We start from the raw sequence: 18,921 nt of genomic DNA on the forward strand, positions 1-18,921 counted from the left end.
GTCTGTTCGGACGGTTCATCGCTGCGCGTGGTCTGCGACCCAGGACCGCAGGTCGTCGATCCCTCCGGGGCTGCAGCGCAGCGCCCGGGCGAAGGCCCGGCGACGTACGGCGAGGTCGAAGCACCGGAGGTCGGGGTGGAGCCATGCCCCACGTCCCGGCGCCCGGCGGCGCGGGTCCGGCACGAGGACGGTCAGACCGTCCGGGTGCGTCTCCGCGACAACTCGCAGCAAGATCGACCGGCTATCCGTGCCGCGGCACCCGATGCAGGTCCGCAAGGGACCCGAAGGGGCAGCCGGAGCCCGGAGTCCAGTCCGGTCGGTCTCCTCAAGTCTAGCGCGTCCGCCCGCGGCGTCAGGCACGCCCCGCCTCGGGCGCCCCGGAGGGGGCGGTGTCGGGACGGATGTCGATGCGCCAGCCGGTGAGCTTGGCGGCCAGACGGGCGTTCTGCCCCTCCTTGCCGATCGCCAGGCTCAGCTGGTAGTCGGGCACGATGACGCGCGCCGAGCGCAGCGTGGGGTCGACGACCTCGACGGACTGGACCTTCGCCGGCGACAGCGCGGCGGCGATGAAGTCCTGGGGACGCTCGGAGTAGTCGACGATGTCGATCTTCTCGCCCTGGAGGTGGTCCATGACCGCCCGGACGCGCTGCCCCATCGGACCGATGCACGCCCCCTTCGCGTTGAGACCGGGCACCTTGGAGCGCACGGCGATCTTCGTGCGGTGGCCGGCCTCGCGGGCCAGGGCCGCGATCTCGACGCTGCCGTCGGCGATCTCGGGGACCTCGAGGGCGAAGAGCTTGCGCACGAGGTTGGGATGGGTGCGCGACAGGCCGATCTCCGGGCCGCGCATGCCGCGACGCACGGAGACGACGTAGGTCCGGATCCGCTCGCCGTGGACGTAGCGCTCCCCCGGCACCTGCTCGGCGAGCGGGAGGATGCCCTCGACGGTGCCGAAGTCGACGGTGACGTGGCGCGGGTTGGGGCTCTGCTGGATGACGCCGGCGACGATGTCGCCCTCGCGGCCGCGGAAGTCGCCGAGGACCGCCTCGTCCTCGACGTCGCGCATGCGCTGGACGATGACCTGGCGGGCCGTCGCGGCGGCCACCCGGCCGAAGTCGGAGGGGGTGTGCTCGAACTCGGGACCGACCTCGCGGCGCAGCCGCGGACGGACGGGCTCGCCGTCCTCGCCGACCTCGCCCTCGGGGGCGGGCTCCTCGACGACGGTCTCCTCGCGCGCCCACACGACGACGTGGCCGTGCTTGCGGTCGAGCTCGACCCGGGCGTGCTTGTAGGCGCCCGGGGTGTGGTGGTAGGCGCCGAGGAGCGCGGCCTCGATCGCCTCGACGAGCACGTCGAAGGGGATGTCGCGCTCGCGCTCGACCGCCCTCAGGGCGTGGATGTCGATGTCCATGGGTGTCCTACCTGCTCTCGTCGGGCTGCTCGGGCTGGTCGCTGGGCGACTCGGTCTCGTCCGCGTCCGGACGGCTGAACTCGACCTGGACCCGTCCGCGGGTGATGTCTGGGAGGGGGATCTCGACCTCACTCGCCGGCGTCTTGCGCTCGGCGGGGATCTGCAGGCGAAGGGTGCTCGGCGTCACCTCGAGGACGCGGCCGGTGACCGGTCCCCCGTCGGTGCGCTCGACCTCGACGAGCCGGCCGAGGTTGCGGCGCAGGTGCTCGGGGGTCGTCAGCGGGCGGCTCACCCCGGGGGTGCTCACCTCGAGGGTGTAGGGCTGTGATCCGAGCGCGTCGCTCGCGTCGAGGACGTCGCTCACCGCGCGGGTGGCGTCGGCCACCTCGTCGAGCGAGAGCGGCTCCACCGGGTCGGTCCCGCCGAGCCCGTCGAGGGCGCGGTCGACGGTCACCCGGACGACACGACGACGCCCGGCCGGCGTCACGGTGACGTCGTCGACGACGACGTCCGCCCCCAGGGCGGGCGCGACCAGCTCGCGCAGATCGTGCTCAAGGCTCATGGGTGGGCCTTCCGTGTGAAGTTGAGGGGCCGGGCTGGCTGGTCACTCTAGCCCGGGAGCAGGGCGCCGCGCACGCCGCGACGGCGCGCTGGCGGTCCGGGAGCGACCCACCGGCCGTGGCAGCATGGCCCGGTGCCCGCGACCCCTTCGCCCTCCCGCCGAGCCCTCCTGCTCGGGACGGTCGCGGCGGTCTCGCTCGGCGGCTGCGGTGTCCGGCTCGAGGACGACGCCCCCGACATCCCGCTCCTGCCCCGGCGCACCCCGGTGCCCGGCGAGGTCCCCCTGCTCGCCCTGCTCAGCTCGTTGTCGCACGAGAGCGCCGACGACAGCGTGCCGCAGGGCTCGGCCCCCGCGAGGGCGCAGGTGCTGCGCGCCTCGCTCGTCGAGCTCGAGGTGCCGACTCGCGAGCTCGACGACGCCGAGGCGCGCGTCCCGACGTGGGGCGAGGGCGAGGACGTCGCCGTCTACGAGAGCGCGCTGCGCGAGTGCCCGCCCGGGCTCGTCCAGCAGGTCGGCAGCATGGCCGTCGGCCGGGTCTTGCGCGGTCCCGCCCGGCTCTGGGGCCGCGACGGCGCGGCGGCGTGGTCGAGCACCGACGTGGCCGTCTCGGCAGCTGCCGACACCCGGGCCGCGACGTGGGTGCTCACCGTCGCAGCGGCGAAGGCCTCCGGCGCGGAGCAGACCCGGATCACCGACCTCGTCGACGACCTCGAGGACCTCCTCGCCCGCCAGGTGAGCGCCGGCGAGGACGACGGCAGCCGCGCCCCGCTCGGCTACGACCTCGACGCGAGCACGCGCACCCCGCAGGCCCGGCGGGAGCTCGCGGCGACGGTCCTCGACCGGATGGCCGGACAGCTCGTCGCCCTCCTGCCCGACCTCGCGCAAGACCGGGATGCCGCGCACGAGGTCGTCACGTGGGCCGCCCGGGTCTACCGCCTCGGCCGGCCCTGGGGGGTCACGGTCGACGAGCTGCCGGGCTTCGGGTCCTGAGCCGGGTGGAGCTGCCCCCGGCCCTCGTCGAGGGTGTGCGCGGGCTCGAGCCCGACGGCGGCCCGAGCGGCGCCGACTGGGTGGACGCCCTGCCTGCCCTCCTCACCGCGGTGCTCGAGGACTGGGGCCTCGCGCCCGACGGCCCCGCGCGTCACGGACGGACGGCGCTCGTCGTGCCCGTCGCGGGCGCGGACCTCCCGCGCGGCGCCGCGCTCAAGCTCGTGTGGCCCCACGCCGAGGCGGCGACCGAGCACCTCGCGTTGCGCCGCTGGGACGGCGACGGCGCCGTGGGGCTCCTGCGAGCCGACCCCTCGCGCGGCGCGCTGCTCCTCGAGCGGCTGCGCGACGAGGACCTCACCCAGATGTGGGACGAGCAGGCCTGCGAGGTCGTCGCCGAGCTCTACGGCCGGCTGCACGTCGCGCCCTACCCGCAGGCCCCGCGGCTGTCGACGTGGCTCGCGCACCAGTCCGAGGCGCTCGCCGCGTCCGGCGACGCGCTCCCCCGGCGGCTCGTCGCCCGGGCCCGCTCGCTCATGACGCAGATCGCGCAGGACCCCGCCTGCGACGCGACCCTCGTGCACACGGACCTCCACTTCGAGAACGTGCTGTCCGACGGCACCGACTGGGTGGCGATCGACCCCAAGCCGATGGCCGGGCACCCGGCCTTCGAGATCGCGCCGATGCTGGGCAACCGCACCGACGAGATGGGCACCGGGTCCTCCCTTCGCTACCTCGTGCGGCGCCGCGCCGAGGTGCTCTGCGAGCGCTCCGGGATCGCGTGGGAGCAGGCCCGCGACCACACCGTCGTGCGCGAGTGCGTCACCGCGATGTGGGCCGCGCAGGCGGGCGACCGCGACCGCGTCTCGCTCGCGATGTCGCTCGTCAAGGCGCTCGAGGACTGACCCGCGCCTCACGGACCCGTGGCGGTCCCCCTTCGCCCGCTGAGCAAGACTTCCCCCGGCTCGGCACGAGTCTCGGACTCATGCTCACCGGGGGTTTATCGGGTGACCCGAGAAACCTGTGGCTGGTGGGGCGCCCGCGGAGCGGCCCGCACCCTTGGTCATCGGTCTGGACCGATCACCTGACCTCGTGCGTCGTCACCGATCCCGGCGGTACGGGCTCGTCCCAGTCGACGTCGCGGTGCGACGTCGAGCGCAGCCACGCCAGGGCCGCGCGGATCGTGTGCTCGTGGCTGACGACGACGAGATGCTCGGGCTGCTCGAGCAGTGCCGGCGCCAGCCAGGCCCCCACCCGCTCGAAGACGTCGTGCATCGACTCGCCCCCGCCCCAGCGCACCTCGCTGACGTGCTCTCCCTCGGGCACCGGCTCGGCGCGCAGCGTGCGCGCCTCGCGCCCCTCGAGGTCGCCGAGCGACTGCTCGCGCAGCCCCGGCTCGTGGCGCACCGAGGCCGTCCAGCCGGAGGGGCGGAGGGCGACGGCGAGGACCTGCGCGGTCTCGAGCGCGCGGCGCAGGTCGCTCGACCACAGCCACAGCGAGCGCTCCCCGCGCGGCACCCCGATCCGGGAGCCGAGGGTGAGCCCGGCTCGCGCGGCGTCGGCCCGACCGGTCGCGGTGAGCTCGGCCTGGTCGGCGCCGCAGTAGGCCCCCTGGACCCGCCCGTCGCGGTTCCACGTCGACTCCCCGTGGCGGACGAGGTGCACGTGCGTCGGGCTCACGCGGGTCACGCTAGCCGCGGACCGTAGGGTGGCGCCTCGTGAGCGGGCTGCTGGTCACCGGGACCTCGTCGGACGCGGGCAAGTCGCTCGTCGTGACGGGGCTGTGCCGCGTGCTCGCGCGCCGTGGCCTGTCGGTCGCGCCCTACAAGGCGCAGAACATGTCGAACCACTCGATGGTGTGCCGCGACGGCTCGGAGATCGGACGGGCCCAGCACCTCCAGGCCCAGGCGGCCGGGGTCGAGGCCACCTCCGCGATGAACCCCGTGCTGCTCAAGCCGGGCAGCGACCGCCGCGCCCACGTCGTCGTCCGGGGCCGCCCCGCGGGCGAGCTGCGCGCCGGCGAGTACGCGACCGGTCGGGCCCATCTCGCACAGGCGGCCTTCGCCGCCTTCGAGGAGCTCGCGCAGACCTACGACGTCGTGGTGTGCGAGGGCGCGGGCTCGCCCGCCGAGATCAACCTGCGCGCCGGCGACTACGTCAACCTCGGCCTGGCCCAGCGCTTCGGGCTGCCGACGGTCCTCGTCGGCGACATCGACCGCGGCGGCGTCCTCGCCGCCCTCTACGGCACGTGGGCGCTCGTCTCCGACGACGACCGGCCCCTGCTCGCCGCCTACCTCATCAACAAGTTCCGCGGCGACGCCTCCGTCCTGCAGCCCGGCCTCGAGGAGATCACCCGCCGGACCGGCATGCCCTCGCTCGGGGTGCTCCCGTGGCTGCACGACGTGTGGCTCGACTCCGAGGACTCGCTGTCGATGGGCGCGTGGGGCGATGTCGACGACGGCGTGCCCGACGACGCCCGCCTGTCGGTCGCGGTCGTGCGCCTGCCGCGCACCTCCAACGGCACCGACGTCGACTCCCTCGCCGCGGAGCCCGGCGTCGACGTGCGCGTCACGGTCGACGCCGACCTCGCCCGCGAGGCCGACCTGCTCGTCCTGCCGGGCTCGCGAGCCACGACCTCCGACCTCGCCTGGCTGCGCCGCACCGGTCTGGCGGACGTCGTGCGCGACCGAGCCGCCCGCGGCGCCCCGGTGCTCGGCATCTGCGGCGGCTACCAGATGCTCCTCGACGAGATCGTCGACGACGGGGTTGAGGGCGACGGGACGGGGGGCGAAGGGGGTGCCCCCACCGTGTCCGTGGCAGGCCTGGGCCTGCTGCCCGGTCGCGTCGTCTTCTTCGAGGACAAGGTGCTCGACCGCCCCACCGGCCGCTGGCGCGGCCACGACGTCGAGGGCTACGAGATCCACCACGGCGTCGTCACCCCCGAGGGCGGCGAGGACTTCCCAGGCGGTCACGCCGTCGGGCCGGTCATCGGCACGATCTGGCACGGCACCCTCGAGTGCGACGACTTCCGTCGCGAGCTGCTGCGCGAGGTCGCCACGACGACGGGGTCCCGGTGGGCCCCGCAGGCGGGGGCCTCCCCCTTCGCCGCCCGACGCGAGCAGATGATCGGCGTGCTCGCCGACGCGATCGAGACCCACGTCGACGTCGACGCCGTCCTCGCCCTGGCCCAGGAGACCCGATGAGCACCCGCCGCATCCACGTCATCGGCATCGGGGCCGGCTCCCCCGAGCACGTCACCGCCGAGGCCGCGAGCGCGCTCGCCGAGGTCGACGTCTTCCTCGTCGCCGACAAGGGCGAGACCAAGGACGAGCTCGTCGCGCTGCGCCGCTCGATCTGCGAGCGCTTCGTGCCCGCCGACCACCCCTACGAGGTCGTCGCGGTGCCCGACCCGCAGCGCGGTCCCGACGCCGCTCGCGACGGCGCGCAGTACGCGAAGGGGGTGGCCGACTGGCACGCCGCCCGCACCGAGGCGTACGTGCGTGTCGTCGAGGGGCTGCCGCCCGAGGCGGTCGTCGGCTTCCTCGTGTGGGGCGACCCGGCCTTCTACGACAGCACGATCCGGGTGGTCGACGCGATCGGCGAGCGGCTCGCGACGACGGTGCGGGTCATCCCGGGGATCTCGGCCTTCCAGGCGCTGGCCGCCGCGCACGGCGTCGTCCTGCACAGGGTCGGCGAGCCCGTGCACATCACTACGGGGCGTCGGCTCGTCGACGACTGGACCCGCGCGGGCGAGGCCGGGCTCGACCTCGGCACCGTCGTCGTCATGCTCGACGGGCACCTGCGCTGCCGCGAGCTCGTCGCCACCGCCCCCGCGACGACGATCCACTGGGGCGCCTACGTCGGCATGCCTCAGCAGGAGCTGCGCTCCGGCCGCCTCGACGAGGTGATCGACGAGGTCGTCGAGCTGCGGGCCCGGCTGCGCGCGGAGCACGGCTGGGTGATGGACGTGTACGCGCTCACGCCGGCTCGGCCCTAGGTCTCGAGGCTCCTCGCTGCGCTCGTCGCACCTCGACCAGCGAAGCGGTGCAGGCTCAGCGGGTGCGGGCGGCGACGCGGCGCACGGCGAGTCCCTGGAGGACCAACGACGCGGCGAGGCAGGCACCGACCCCTTCGCCCGAGCGCAGCCGCAGCGCGAGCAACGGCTCGAGACCGAGCTCGCGCAGGACGAGCGCGTGGGCGCGCTCGCGGCTCACGTGCCCCGCGAGCAGGTAGGCCTGCGCCGCCGGCTCGAGGCGTGACGCGACCAGCCCCGGCAGCGACCCGGCGAGGCCGTCGAGCACGACGGGCGCGCCTGCCGCGGCCGCACCGAGGGTGACCCCGGTGAGCAGCGCGATCTCCGGTCCGCCGAGGGCGGCGAGGAGGCGAAGGGGGTCGCGCTCCCCTGCGGTGCGGGCGAGAGCGGACGCGACGACCTCGCGCTTGCGCGCGACCATCGCGGCGTCCGAGCCGGAGCCCAGGCCGACGGCGTCCTGCGGCTCGAGGTCGAGCAGGGCGCAGGCGAGGGCGGCGGCCACCGTCGTGTTGCCGACGCCGACCTCGCCGAGGCACACCAGACCCCTCGAGCCCGCGGACCGCCCGATCTCACGGCCGGCGGCGAGCAGGTCCGCGACGTCGGTGTCGCTCATCGCGTCGGCCGTCGCGAGGTCACCGCGCACCCCGGCCGGGCGGGCGTCGTGGGCGCCGCGCACCGGCGCGGCGACCCCGGCGTCGACGGCGACCACGGCGAGCCCGGCACCCGCAGCGGTCGCGGCGCCGAGCGAGCTGCCGGCCACCGTCGCCGAGAGGACGTCGTGCGTCGTCTCGGACGGGTAGGCGCTCACGCCGAGCGAGGTCACCGCGTGGTCGGCCCCTGCGAGCACGAGAGTGCCGCCGACGACGTCGCCCGCCCCGACCGCGAGCACCCGGCTCAGGGCGCGGTCGAGCACGCCGAGCGACTCCGGCGGCGAGAGCAGCTCGTCGGCGGCGTCGGTCGCGCCGACGAGACGGTCGGGCTGCGGGCCGCGCAGGTGCGAGACGGGTCGGGCGGGCTCGCCCTCGTCGGCGGGCCAGCGCTCGCGCACGACCACCTCCTCCAGCGGCGCCCGACGCGACCACGCCGCGCGCTCCAGCCCCGGTGACGGGGGCCGCTCGTCGGGCCAGCCGAGGCACAGCCAGCCGAGGGTGACAACGCCGTCGGGCAGGGCGAGCAGGTCGGCGAGCTCGTCGGGCTCGAAGAGGGTCACCCAGCCCATCCCGAGCCCGTGCGCGCGGGCGGTGAGCCACATGTTCTCCACCGCGGTCGCGCACGACCACAGGTCGGCGTCGGGGTAGGTCGCCCGGCCGAGGACTCCCCCGGCCGGGACGCGCCGGTCACACGCGACGACGACGCCGACCGGCGCCTCGCGCAGGCCCTCGAGCTTGAGGTCGAGCATGCGCGCCGCCCGCTCCGAGGACAGGTGGGCGGCCTGCTGCGCCCGGCACCGGTCGGCCATCGCCGCGGCCCGGTCCCGGGTGGCGGGGTCGGTGACGACGACGAAGCGCCAGGGCTGCGAGTGCCCGACGCTCGGCGCCCGGTGGCCGGCCTCGAGGACCGCGGTGAGCAGCTCCTCGGGCACCAGGTCGGGTCGGAAGCGACGGATGTCACGGCGCCCGGCGACGACCGCGGCGAGCGCCTCGGTGACGTCCTCGCCCATCGCCCAGCCGGCGGGGTCCTCGCGCCGCTGCGCCGCGCTGCTGGTGTCGCCGATCGTCGGGACCGGTCGGGCGTAGCGCCCGGTCCCCCCTTCGCGACCCGTCACCGCGTCGCGCTCGGACACCCCTTCGCCCTCGGTCACGCCCGGGCGTCCACCGCGCCGCCGACGCCCACGACGTCGTCCGCGTCGTCCTCGAGGTCGCCCTCGACGTCGAGGTAGACCTGCTGCATCTGGGTGATGACCTCGGGGTCGGGCTCCTGCCACAGACCGCGCTCGACGGCCTCGGTGAGCTTCTCGACGATGCCGCGCAGCGCCCACGGGTTGGCCCGGCGCATGAAGTCCTGCGTCGTCTCGTCGAGGACGTAGTCCTTGGCGATCCGGTCGTACATCCAGTCGTGCACGACCCCGGCGGTGGCGTCGAAGCCGAAGAGGTAGTCGACCGTCGCCGCGAGCTCGAAGGCGCCCTTGTACCCGTGGCGCTGCATCGCCGAGATCCACCGCGGGTTGACGACGCGGGAGCGGAAGACGCGGTTGGTCTCCTCCTGCAGCGTGCGGGTGCGCACGGCGTCCGGCGAGGTGGAGTCGCCGACGTAGGCCTTCGGCTCGGCGCCGGTGAGCGCACGGACGGTCGCGACCATGCCGCCGTGGTACTGGAAGTAGTCATCGCTGTCGAGGATGTCGGACTCGCGGTTGTCGACGTTCTTCGCCGCGACCTGGATGCGCCGGTAGGTGCGCTCCATGTCCTCCGCGGCCGGCGCGCCGTCGAGGTCGCGGCCGTACGCGTAGCCGCCCCACGCCGTGTAGACCTGCGCGAGGTCGTCGTCGCTGCGCCATGTGCCCGACTCGACGACCTGGAGGATCCCCGCGCCGTACGACCCGGGCTTCGAGCCGAAGATCCGGGTGCGCGCGCGCCGCTCGTCGCCGTGGTCGGCGAGGTCGGCGGCGGCGTGGGCCCGCACGTGGTTGTCCTCGTCGCTCTCGTCGAGCCCGGCGACGAGCGCGACGGCGTCGTCGATGAGCGCGATGACGTGGGGGAAGGCGTCGCGGAAGAATCCGGAGATGCGCACGGTGACGTCGACGCGCGGTCGGCCGAGCTCCTCGAGCGGGATGGGCGCGAGCCCGGTGACCCGGCGCGACTGCTCGTCCCACACCGGCGTGACGCCGAGCAGGGCGAGGACCTCGCCGATGTCGTCGCCGGAGGTGCGCATCGCAGAGGTGCCCCACATCGACAGGCCGACGCTGCGCGGCAGCTCGCCGGTGTCCTCGAGGTAGCGCGCGAGGAGCGAGTCGGCCATCGCGGTGCCGGTCTGGTAGGCCAGGCGCGAGGGGATGGCCTTGGGGTCGACCGAGTAGAAGTTGCGCCCGGTCGGGAGGACGTTGATCAGCCCGCGAAGGGGGGACCCGCTCGGCCCGGCGGGGACGTAGCCGCCGTCGAGGGCGTGCAGGACCATGGCGAGCTCGCGCTCGGTGCCTGCGAGGCGCGGCACGACCTGGGTCGCGGCGAACTCGAGGACGGCGACGACGCCGGCCGCGGCGTCGTCGCCGAGGTCGGGCTCGCACCGCGTGACGACGCCAGCCGCGGCGTCGGCCCGCCAGTCGGCGGCCGCCAGGCCCTCGACGAGGCGACGGGCTCGCCCTTCGACCGCGTCGGTCTCGACGGTGCCCGCGTCCTCGGAGAGGCCGAGCGCGGCCCGAAGGCCGGGGACCGATCCGACCTGGCCGGAGAAGACCTGGGCGGCGCGCAGGACGGCGAGGACGAGGTTGACGAGCTCGTCGCCCTGGGGCGCCTGGCCGAGGACGTGGAGGCCGTCGCGGATCTGGACGTCCTTGATCTCGCACAGCCAGCCGTCGACGTGCATGACGAGCTCGTCGAAGCCGTCGGCGTCGTCGAGGTCGACGTCCTCGAGCCCGAGGTCGACGTGCATCTGCGCCGCGTGGATGAGCTGCCAGATCTCGCCGCGCAGGGCCGGCGCCTTCGCCGGGTCCATGACCGAGACGTTGCCGTACTCGTCGAGGAGCTGCTCGAGGCGGGCGATGTCGCCGTAGGACTCGGCGCGCGCCATCGGCGGCACGAGGTGGTCGACGATCGTCGCGTGCGCCCGGCGCTTGGCCTGGGTGCCCTCGCCGGGGTCGTTGACGAGGAAGGGGTAGACGAGCGGCAGGCTGCCGAGCGCGGCGTCGGTGCCGCACGACGCGGACATCGCGAGGTTCTTGCCCGAGAGCCACTCGAGGTTGCCGTGCTTGCCGACGTGGACGACGGCATGGGCGCCGAACTCCTCCTCGACCCAGCGGTAGGTCGCGAGGTAGTGGTGCGTCGGCGGCAGGTCGGGGTCGTGGTAGATCGCGATGGGGTTCTCGCCGAAGCCGCGCGGCGGCTGCACGAGGAGCGCGACGTTGCCCCGCACGATGGCGGCGGTGACGATCTCGCCCGTCGCGTCGCGGGTCGTGTCGACGAAGACCTCGCCGGGCGCGTCGCCCCAGTGCTGGGTCATCGCCTCGCGCAGGTCGGCGGGGAGCGCGTCGAACCAGCCGCGGTAGCGCTCGGCCGGGATGCGCACCTGGGCGCCCTCGACCTGCTCCTGGGTGAGCCACTCCTCGTCCTGGCCGCCGGCGGCGATGAGCTCGTGGATGAGCGCGTTGCCGCACGTCGTGTCGGGGGCCTCGCCCTCGACCTCGGGCAGCGGGTCCATGCCGACGAAGCCCTCGCCGAGGTCGTACCCGGCCTCGCGCATGAGACGCAGCAGGCGGATCGTCGACACCGGGGTGTCGAGGCCGACGGCGTTGCCCAGGCGCGAGTGCTTCGTCGGGTAGGCGGACAGGACGACGGCGATCTTGCGCTCGGCGACGGGGGTCGAGCGCAGCCGGGCGTGGTTGACCGCGATGCCGGCGACGCGGGCGGCCCGCTCGGGGTCGGCGACGTAGTGCGGCAGGCCCTCGTCGTCGATCTCCTTGAAGGAGAAGGCGACCGTGATGAGCCGTCCGTCGAACTCGGGGACGGCGACCTGGGTCGCGACGTCGAGCGGGCTCATGCCGTCGTCGGAGGCCTGCCAGTCGGCCCGGCTCCACGTGAGGCACAGGCCCTGGAGGATCGGGATGTCGAGCGCGGCGAGGCGCTCGACGTCCCACGCCTCGTCGTCCTCGCCGGCGGAGGCGGTCGCCGGCTTCGTGCCGCCCGCGGCGAGGACCGTCGTCACGAGCGCGTCGAGGGTGCCGAGGTGCTCGAGCAGCCCGTCGGGGGCGTCGCGCAGCGACGCGGAGTGCACGACGACGCCGTGCCCGCCGGCCGCGTCGATCGCGTCGGCGAGCGCGTGCGCGTAGGCGGTGTTGCCCGCCGCGTACTGGGCCCGGTAGATGAGCACGCCGACGCGCGGGCGGACCGCGCCGTCGGGCAGCGGCTCGGGCTCTGGGCGCTCGAGGACGCCCCACTGGGGCAGGGCCTTCGGGGCCTCGAAGCCCTCGCCGGTGAGGAGCAGGGTGTCGCCGAGGAAGGCGTGCAGCTGCGCGACGTTGTCGGGGCCGCCCTCGGCGAGGTAGCGGTGGGCCTCGGCGACGACGCCGGCCGGCACGGTCGACATCTCCATGAGGGCCGCGTCCGGCTCCTGGGTGCCGCCGACGACGACGAGCCGCGCACCCTGCTCGGCGAGCCGGCGGAAGCCGCTGCACAGGTCGTCCGGGGTGCCGAGGATGCGGGCGACGACGACGTCCGCGGAGGCGATGAGCTCGCCCATGTCGGTGTGCCCGGGACGGGCGGGGTTGGCCAGCACCACGTCGATCCCGTGCGTGCGAGCGGCCTCTCGGGCGCTCAGCAGGTCGGTGTCGGAGGTGGACAGCAGGGCGAGCGTGGTCACGTCGGTGACTCCTCTGGCAGGGATCCGCGCCCCGCAGTCGAAGGGAGGGACCCAGACGTGTCGTCCGGGCCGGCCGACCAGGCGTGTCTGACTCGCGAAGGGGATTCGCTCACAGTGGCGGGACCGTCCCGGAGTCGCACCGGGTTCCGCGCAGATCGACCGAGACGCACCCTACCGGGGTCGTCCGATGACCTCGCGAGGCGCGTCCGTGAGGGCCGTCGGGCGGCCCCCGGGGCATCGGCGGGAGGTCGGGGCGACGCGTAGGCTGCACCGCCGTGACCACCCGATCGCCTGCTCGCGACGGCGCCGACCGGTGCCCGGGGCTGCTCTCGCCCTTCGTCTCGGCGGACGGCGCGATGGTGCGGCTGCGGGTGCCCGGCGGACGCATGAGCGCTGCCGATCTCGTCGAGATCTCCTCTCTCGCAGGCAGATTCGGTGACCCGGAGGTCACGCTCACCTCGCGCGGCAGCCTCCAGCTGCGCGGCCTGCCGAGCCCGCTCCCCCGCGAGCTCGTCACCGCGATCGGCGCGCTCGGACTCGTCCCGTCGGCGGCGCACGACAAGGCACGCAACGTCGTCGCCGACCCTGCCCCCGCCCTCGACGACCTCGTCCACGAGCTCGACGAGGCGCTGCTCGCCGACGACGCGCTCGCCACCCTGCCCGGGCGCTTCTTGCTCGCCGCCGCCGCGCCCGGCGGGGCCGTGCTCGGCGAGCCGTGGGACGTCGCGGTCGTCGACGAGGGGGCGAGCGCGCGCGTGCTCGTCGACGGTCGCGCCCTCGTCGTGCCCCGCGCGGACGCCGCGACGACCGTCCTCGACGTCGCGCGCCGCTTCCTCTCCGTCCGCGGGGGCGAGCGGGTCTGGAACGTCCGCGACCTGCCCGCCGAGGACCGGGCGACCCTGCTGCCGGGGGGCTCCCCCTTCGCCGTCGACGTCGCGCCGCCCCCGGCCGCCGGCCCGCTCGGCGAGGACCTCGTCGCGCTCGTGCCGCTGGGCCTGCTCACCCCCGCCGTGGCCGCCGCGCTGGCGAGGTCTCGAGGCTCGGCCGCGGACGGCCTCGCACCTCCCCTGCGGATCACCCCGTGGCGCTCGGTCTTCGTCCCGGGAGGCGCTGCGCGCGCCGGTGAGCTCGCCGCCGCCGGCCTCGTCGTCTCCGCCGGCTCGCCGTGGGCGGTGCTCACCGCCTGCGCCGGGGCTCCCGCCTGCGCCCGCACGACGACGCCGACCCGCGAGCTGGCCCGCGCGGCGGGGACCCTCGTCGACCCCCTCGGCCCGCCTGTCCACGTCATCGGCTGCGACCGGGCGTGCGGCCACCCCGCTCGCCCCCACACGACCGCGCTCGACCCGACCTGCGCCGGCGACGTCGTCCGTGCGCAGCGCCGCACCCCTGAGGAGCCCACGTGACCACCCTTCGCCGACCGACCCGGCGTCACGACTACGTGACCGACGGCCAGGAGATCTACCGGCGCTCCTTCGCGATGATCCGCGAGGAGACCGACGTCTCCGGGCTGCCCGCAAGCCTGCACGGTGCCGCGGTGCGCATCGTCCACGCCGCCGGGGACGTCGAGATCACCCGTGACATCGCCGCGCACCCCGAGGTCGCGACGGCGACGCTCGCCGCGCTCGTCGCCGGGGCACCCGTGCTCACCGACAGCAACATGCTCGCCTCGGGCGTCACCCGCCGGCGGCTGCCCGCCGACAACGACGTCGTGTGCACACTGCGCGACGAGCGCGTGCCGGGGCTCGCCGCGGCCTGGGAGACCACCCGCGCCGCCGCCGCCGTCTCGTTGTGGGAGGACCGGCTCAAGGGCGCTGTCGTCGCGATCGGCAACGCCCCGACCGCGCTCTTCCACCTGCTCGAGATGCTCGCCGACGGCGCGCCCCGGCCGGCGGCGATCATCGGGATGCCCGTGGGCTTCGTCGGCTCCACCGAGTCGAAGGTCGCGCTCGCCGAGCACGACCTGCCCGGCGGGCCGGTGCCGTGGCTCGTCGTCCACGGGCGTCGCGGCGGCTCGGCCATGGCGGCCGCGGCCCTCAACGCGCTCGCCAACCCGGACGAGCTCGCATGAGCGAGGAGGCGCGGGGGCGCTTCTACGGCGTGGGGATCGGGCCCGGCGACCCCGAGCTCGTCACCCTCAAGGCCGCCCGGGTCATCGCCGAGGCCGACGTCGTGGCGTACCACGCGGGCACCGGCAAGCAGTCGATGGCGCGCTCCATCGCCGCCGACCTCATCCCCGAGGGGGTGCTCGAGGAAGAGCTGCGCTACCCCGTGACGACGGGCTTCACCGACCACCCGCGGGGCTACTACGGCGCGCTCTCGGACTTCTACGACGAGTGCGCCGACCGCCTCGAGGCGCACCTGGCCGCCGGGCGCTCGGTCGTCGTCCTCGCCGTCGGCGACCCCCTCTTCTTCGGGTCCTTCATGTACGTCCACGACCGGCTCAGCCCGCGCTACCGGACCGAGGTCGTGCCCGGGATCACCGCGCTGTCGGCGGCCACCGCCGCGGTCGCCACCGGCCTGTGCCGGCACGAGGACACCCTCACGGTGCTGCCCGGCACGCTCGCCGTGCCCGAGCTCGCCCGTCGGCTCGCGGACACCGACGCGGCGATCATCATGAAGCTCGGGCGGACCTTCGCCGGGGTGCGCGAGGCGCTGCGCCAGGCGGGGGTGCTCGAGCGCGCGGTCTACGTCGAGCGCGCGTCCGGCCCGGGCCAGGTCGTCCTGCCCGCGGCGGAGGTCGACGAGGGCCGGGTGCCGTACATGTCGCTCGTCGTCGTGCCCGGCGAGGGGCTGCGCGACGACGCGGCCGGTCGGGCCGCGGACTTCGCCCGGCTGACAGCCGGGTCGCCCGAGTTGGCGGACACCCCTTCGTCGCCGGGCACGGTCCACGTCGTCGGGCTCGGCCCCGGCCCGGACCACTGGCTCACCCCGCAGGCCTCGCAGGTGCTCGCCGAGGTCGACCACGTCGTCGGCTACGCGCCCTACGTCGCCCGGGTGCCGCAGCGCGAGGGCCTGACCCGTCACCCGTCGGGCAACTCCGTCGAGGTCGACCGCGGCCGGCTGTGCCTCGACCTGGCCCGGCGCGGGGAGCACGTGGCGCTCGTATCCGGCGGCGACGCCGGGGTCTTCGGCATGGCGACGGCGCTCTTCGAGGCGCGGGAGGCGGCGCTGCTCGAGGACGAGGGCTTCGGGCACGTGCCGGTGCACGTCGTGCCCGGGGTCACCGCCGCGCACGCCGCGAGCGCGCTCGTCGGCGCGGTGCTCGGCGGCGACCACGCCCTGGTCAACCTCAGCGACAACCTCAAGCCGTGGGAGATCCTCGCCGACCGGCTCACCGCGCTCGTCACGCGCGACATCAGCGTCGCGCTCTACAACCCGCGCTCGCGCTCGCGCCCCGACACCCTCGGCGCCGCGCGCGACCTGCTCGTCGACGCCGTCGGCCCGGACCGGGTCGTCGTCGTCGCCCGCCACGTGGGTCGCGAGGAGGAGTCGGTGACGGTGACGACCCTGGGCGGTCTCGACGTCGACGCCGTCGACATGGGCTGCCTCGTCGTCGTCGGGGCCTCGACGACCCGGGTCGACGACGACGGGCGGGTCTGGACCCCGCGCTCGATCGGCTGAGCCCTCAGGCCCAGAAGGGCGGAGGTCCTGCCGGTGCGTCCGCACGCGGCGAGGGCAGCCGCGCGCCGTCTCCCCACCCCTTCGCCCAGGTCGGCAGCGCCGAGGGCGGCGGCTCGACCCGCAGGAGGGACCACAGCCGGTCGGTGTCGACCCCGCGACCGCGCTGGAGGAATCGCATCCGCACGAGCGCCTGCGCGCACACCTGGCCGTCGACGACGAAGCGCTGCTCGAAGGTCACGCTCACGCGGTCCCACCCCGCCACCGCGCTGTGCAGCTCGAAGGCCTGGAGCGGCCGCAGCGACGTGCGGAAGGTGATCGTCTCCTGCATGACGACCGGCGAGAGGCGGTGCCGCAGCTGCGCGCGCGCCCACCCCGAGCGCACGGCGAGGTCGAGCCGGCCGAGGTCGGCGATCGAGAGGTAGACGCCGTTGTTCATGTGCCCGGCGAGGTCGATGTCGTTGAGCAGCACCCGCAGCGGCAGGACGGCGTGCTCCCCCGGGCCGACGGGTCCGCGACGCCGGGCGGTCGTGACGGTCCAGGCGGTGCGCAGCAGGCGGTTCAACTCACGGTCCTCGGGTGGGTGGCGGGGCGGGAGCCATCCTCCCCCGAGCCCCGTGCCGACCCGCGCGCGGGGCGCTCAGCAAGAGTTACCCCTGGTGAGCAGGAGTCTCGTACTCATGCTCAGCGGGGGTTTATCGGGTCACCCGAGAAACCTGGGGCGGGTGGGACTCTGGGGTGGGTGGGACTCTGGGGCGGGTGGGGCGGGTGGGACTCGGGGGCGAAGGGGTCAGCGGAGGCCGCCGTCCTCGGCCGCCCGGGCCGCGGCGGAGGGGCCGGCCGCGCGCAGCCGCGAGTAGAGGTGCGACTCGACGAAGCCCTCGGCCCGCAGGGCCCACCCGACGAGGACGACCGCGGCCTGGCGGATGTCGTGCGCCTCGACCTGGTCGGCGATGTCGGCGAGGGTCCCGTGCAGCACGAGCTCCTCGGGCTGCTCGACGCGGTAGGCGACGACGACGGGGCAGTCCTCGCCGTAGTGCACGGCGCAGCGCTGCGCGAGCTCGCGCACCCGCCGCACGGCGAGGTGGAGCGCGAGGGTCGCGCCGGTCGCGGCGAAGGCCTCGAGGCTCTCGCCCGTCGGCATCGCCGTCGAGTCGCGCTGGGCGCGGGTGAGCACGACCGACTGCGCGACCTCGGGCACCGTGAGCTCGCGCCCGATCCGGGCGGCGGTCGCCGCGTAGGCCGCGACCCCGGGCGTGACGTCCCACGGCACGCCCGCGGCGTCGAGGCGGCGGGTCTGCTCGGCGAGCGCCGAGTAGACGGACGGGTCGCCGGAGCACAGCCGGGCGACGTCCTCGCCGCGCCCGTGCGCCGCGACGACCTCGGCGACGATCGAGTCGAGGTCGAGGTCCTGGGTGTCGACGAGACGCGCGTCGTCGGGGCAGTGCTCGAGCACGGCGGCGTCGAGATAGCTGCCCGCGTAGAGGCACAGCCGGCTCTGCGCGAGGAGCCGGGTCGCCCGCAGCGTGAGCAGGTCGGCGGCACCGGGGCCGGCGCCGATGAAGTGGACGGTCATGACGCTCCGTGGGGTCGGGTGACGGCGAGCTGGACGACGGCGCGGGCGGGGGTCCACGACAGGTAGCGACCGAGCGGGACCGCCCGCTCGACGCTCACCCGGGTGAGCTCGCCGCCGGTACGGCCGTGGGTGGCGACGAGCGCGCCCTCGCCCTCGAGGGTCACGGCGTGCGCGACGAGCCGCCCGCCGACGGGCAGCGCCTGCCACGACCGCTCGAGGACGTCCTCGTCGAGCCCGCCGCCGACGAAGACGGCGTCGGGAGCGGCGAAGGGGGTGAGATCGGTAGTCGTCGTGTCGCCGACGACGACCTCGACGCGCCCGGCCAACCCGAGGGCGGCGGCGTTGTCGCGGATGCGCTGGGCTCGGGTGGGGTCGCGCTCGACGCAGGTCGCACTCGTCCGCTCCGCGGCGAGGCACCACTCGAGGGCGACCGAGCCGTTGCCGGCACCGAGGTCCCACAGGTGGGCACCGGCGGTGGGGCGCAGCCGGGCCAGGGCCGAGGCCCGCACGTCACGCTTGGTCAGCTGGCCGTCGTGGGCGATGAAGTCCTCGGGGCGACCGGGCACGGGTCCCGCGGTCGGCGAGACCGCGGCGGGGTCGTCGGCGCGCACCTCGACGCAGCACAGCACGAGGTCGTCGGTCCGTCCGGCGAAGGCGTCGGCCCGCTCGCTGCGGGCTCCCTCGTCCGGCCCGCCGAGGTGCCAGCGCGCGGTGAGCGTGCTCGCGCCCCAGCCGCGCTCCGCGAGCAGGGCGCCGAGGCGCGCGGGGTCGGCGCCGTCGGAGCAGAGGACGACGAGCCGGGCGGCGGGGGCGAGATGGGGCAGGACCGCGCGCAGGTCGCGCCCGACCGCCGTGACGACCGTCGCGCTCTCCGCGGACCAGCCCTGGCGCGCCCGCGCGAGGGCGTCGCTGCCCACCGCCGGGTGGACCCGCACGGCGTCGGCCCCGAGCAGGTCGACCAGCGTCGTCGCGATGCCGGAGCGCAGCGGGTCGCCGCTCGCGAGGGCGACGGCGTCGCCCGTCGCCCGCAGCAGCTCGGGCAGACCGGCGCGAAGGGGGCTCGGCCAGGGCACGAGCTCGGCGCCGGGTGCGTGGGGACCCAGGAGGTCGAGGTGGCGGCGCCCGCCGATGAGGGTCGACGCACCCGCGACGAGGCGGCGACGCGCCCCGTCCAGGCCGTCCCACCCGTCGTCACCGACACCCACGACCTCGATCACGGTCGCCCA

The 18,921-nt window shown here is 75.4% G+C and carries 16 protein-coding genes and 1 riboswitch; of the genes, 7 read left to right on the top strand and 9 right to left on the bottom strand.

Annotated features, from left to right (window positions below):
* Positions 1-15: 15 nt before the first annotated feature.
* Genes LIV55_RS03150 through rimP form a run of 3 tightly spaced genes read right to left on the bottom strand, consistent with a single transcriptional unit; the run spans position 16 to position 1,973 of the window.
* Entirely contained in the window at positions 16-360 is a 345-nt protein-coding gene (locus LIV55_RS03150; protein ID WP_083968753.1) for a YlxR family protein, read from the bottom strand.
* The gene (nusA, locus tag LIV55_RS03155) at positions 353-1,411 is read right to left on the bottom strand and encodes a transcription termination factor NusA (protein ID WP_123092806.1); all 1,059 of its coding nucleotides are present in this window, start codon (positions 1,409-1,411) and stop codon (positions 353-355) included. The genes LIV55_RS03150 and nusA overlap by 8 nt, the downstream gene beginning before the upstream one ends.
* A 7-nt stretch (positions 1,412-1,418) precedes the next feature.
* Positions 1,419-1,973, bottom strand: coding sequence for a ribosome maturation factor RimP (gene rimP / locus LIV55_RS03160; RefSeq protein WP_123092805.1), 555 nt, complete (start codon positions 1,971-1,973; stop codon positions 1,419-1,421).
* A 132-nt stretch (positions 1,974-2,105) separates the two neighbouring features.
* Here rimP and LIV55_RS03165 point away from each other — a divergent pair, with 132 nt between their 5' ends.
* Together LIV55_RS03165 and LIV55_RS03170 are read left to right on the top strand one after the other, a co-directional pair.
* Positions 2,106-2,963, top strand: coding sequence for a hypothetical protein (locus tag LIV55_RS03165; RefSeq protein ID WP_229299149.1), 858 nt, complete (start codon positions 2,106-2,108; stop codon positions 2,961-2,963).
* 5 nt (positions 2,964-2,968) lie between these two features.
* Complete coding sequence (locus LIV55_RS03170) at positions 2,969-3,865, top strand: aminoglycoside phosphotransferase family protein (protein WP_229299150.1); 897 nt, start codon at positions 2,969-2,971, stop codon at positions 3,863-3,865.
* 175 nt (positions 3,866-4,040) lie between these two features.
* On the opposite strand, the gene LIV55_RS03175 is transcribed toward LIV55_RS03170, so the two are convergent.
* Complete coding sequence (locus LIV55_RS03175) at positions 4,041-4,640, bottom strand: histidine phosphatase family protein (protein ID WP_191565095.1); 600 nt, start codon at positions 4,638-4,640, stop codon at positions 4,041-4,043.
* A gap of 38 nt (positions 4,641-4,678) precedes the next feature.
* On the opposite strand from LIV55_RS03175, the gene LIV55_RS03180 reads away from it, so the two are divergent.
* Both LIV55_RS03180 and cobF read left to right on the top strand, forming a co-directional pair.
* Positions 4,679-6,163, top strand: a complete 1,485-nt coding sequence (locus tag LIV55_RS03180) for a cobyric acid synthase (protein WP_229299151.1) — start codon at positions 4,679-4,681, stop codon at positions 6,161-6,163.
* Positions 6,160-6,957 carry a precorrin-6A synthase (deacetylating) gene (gene cobF, locus LIV55_RS03185; RefSeq protein ID WP_229299152.1) on the top strand — a complete coding sequence of 266 codons (798 nt, stop codon included), beginning with the start codon at positions 6,160-6,162 and terminating at the stop codon, positions 6,955-6,957. The genes LIV55_RS03180 and cobF overlap by 4 nt, the downstream gene beginning before the upstream one ends.
* Positions 6,958-7,012: 55 nt before the next feature.
* Here the strand turns inward: cobF and bluB are convergent, their stop codons facing one another.
* Positions 7,013-8,794 (bottom strand): 5,6-dimethylbenzimidazole synthase, encoded by a 1,782-nt coding sequence (gene bluB, locus LIV55_RS03190; RefSeq protein ID WP_229299153.1) that lies wholly within the window; start codon positions 8,792-8,794, stop codon positions 7,013-7,015.
* On the bottom strand, positions 8,791-12,501 hold the full coding sequence (gene cobN, locus LIV55_RS03195) for a cobaltochelatase subunit CobN (protein WP_229299154.1): 3,711 nt from the start codon (positions 12,499-12,501) through the stop codon (positions 8,791-8,793). The genes bluB and cobN overlap by 4 nt, the downstream gene beginning before the upstream one ends.
* Before the next feature lie 83 nt (positions 12,502-12,584).
* A riboswitch (cobalamin riboswitch) is annotated at positions 12,585-12,649 on the bottom strand.
* 127 nt (positions 12,650-12,776) lie between these two features.
* On the opposite strand from cobN, the gene LIV55_RS03200 reads away from it, so the two are divergent.
* The 3 genes from LIV55_RS03200 to LIV55_RS03210 are packed head-to-tail and all read left to right on the top strand — an operon-like array spanning position 12,777 to position 16,122.
* Positions 12,777-13,904, top strand: a complete 1,128-nt coding sequence (locus tag LIV55_RS03200; protein ID WP_229299155.1) for a ferredoxin-like domain-containing protein — start codon at positions 12,777-12,779, stop codon at positions 13,902-13,904.
* Entirely contained in the window at positions 13,901-14,569 is a 669-nt protein-coding gene (locus LIV55_RS03205; RefSeq protein WP_229299156.1) for a precorrin-8X methylmutase, read from the top strand. The genes LIV55_RS03200 and LIV55_RS03205 overlap by 4 nt, the downstream gene beginning before the upstream one ends.
* The gene (locus LIV55_RS03210) at positions 14,566-16,122 is read left to right on the top strand and encodes a precorrin-2 C(20)-methyltransferase (protein ID WP_229299157.1); all 1,557 of its coding nucleotides are present in this window, start codon (positions 14,566-14,568) and stop codon (positions 16,120-16,122) included. Before LIV55_RS03205 ends, LIV55_RS03210 begins: the two co-directional genes overlap by 4 nt.
* Positions 16,123-16,126: 4 nt before the next feature.
* Here the strand turns inward: LIV55_RS03210 and LIV55_RS03215 are convergent, their stop codons facing one another.
* The 3 genes from LIV55_RS03215 to cbiE form a co-directional block, all read right to left on the bottom strand.
* On the bottom strand, positions 16,127-16,684 hold the full coding sequence (locus LIV55_RS03215; protein ID WP_123092796.1) for a thioesterase family protein: 558 nt from the start codon (positions 16,682-16,684) through the stop codon (positions 16,127-16,129).
* A gap of 225 nt (positions 16,685-16,909) precedes the next feature.
* Positions 16,910-17,695: a cobalt-precorrin-4/precorrin-4 C(11)-methyltransferase gene (locus tag LIV55_RS03220; RefSeq protein WP_229299158.1), complete on the bottom strand. Its 786-nt coding sequence runs from the start codon at positions 17,693-17,695 to the stop codon at positions 16,910-16,912.
* Positions 17,692-18,912: a precorrin-6y C5,15-methyltransferase (decarboxylating) subunit CbiE gene (gene cbiE / locus LIV55_RS03225; protein WP_229299159.1), complete on the bottom strand. Its 1,221-nt coding sequence runs from the start codon at positions 18,910-18,912 to the stop codon at positions 17,692-17,694. The genes LIV55_RS03220 and cbiE overlap by 4 nt, the downstream gene beginning before the upstream one ends.
* Between the last annotated feature and the right edge of the window lie 9 nt (positions 18,913-18,921).

The organism is Janibacter melonis, from assembly GCF_020567375.1.
In the GTDB taxonomy this organism is placed as follows: Bacteria; Actinomycetota; Actinomycetes; order Actinomycetales; family Dermatophilaceae; genus Marihabitans; species Marihabitans melonis.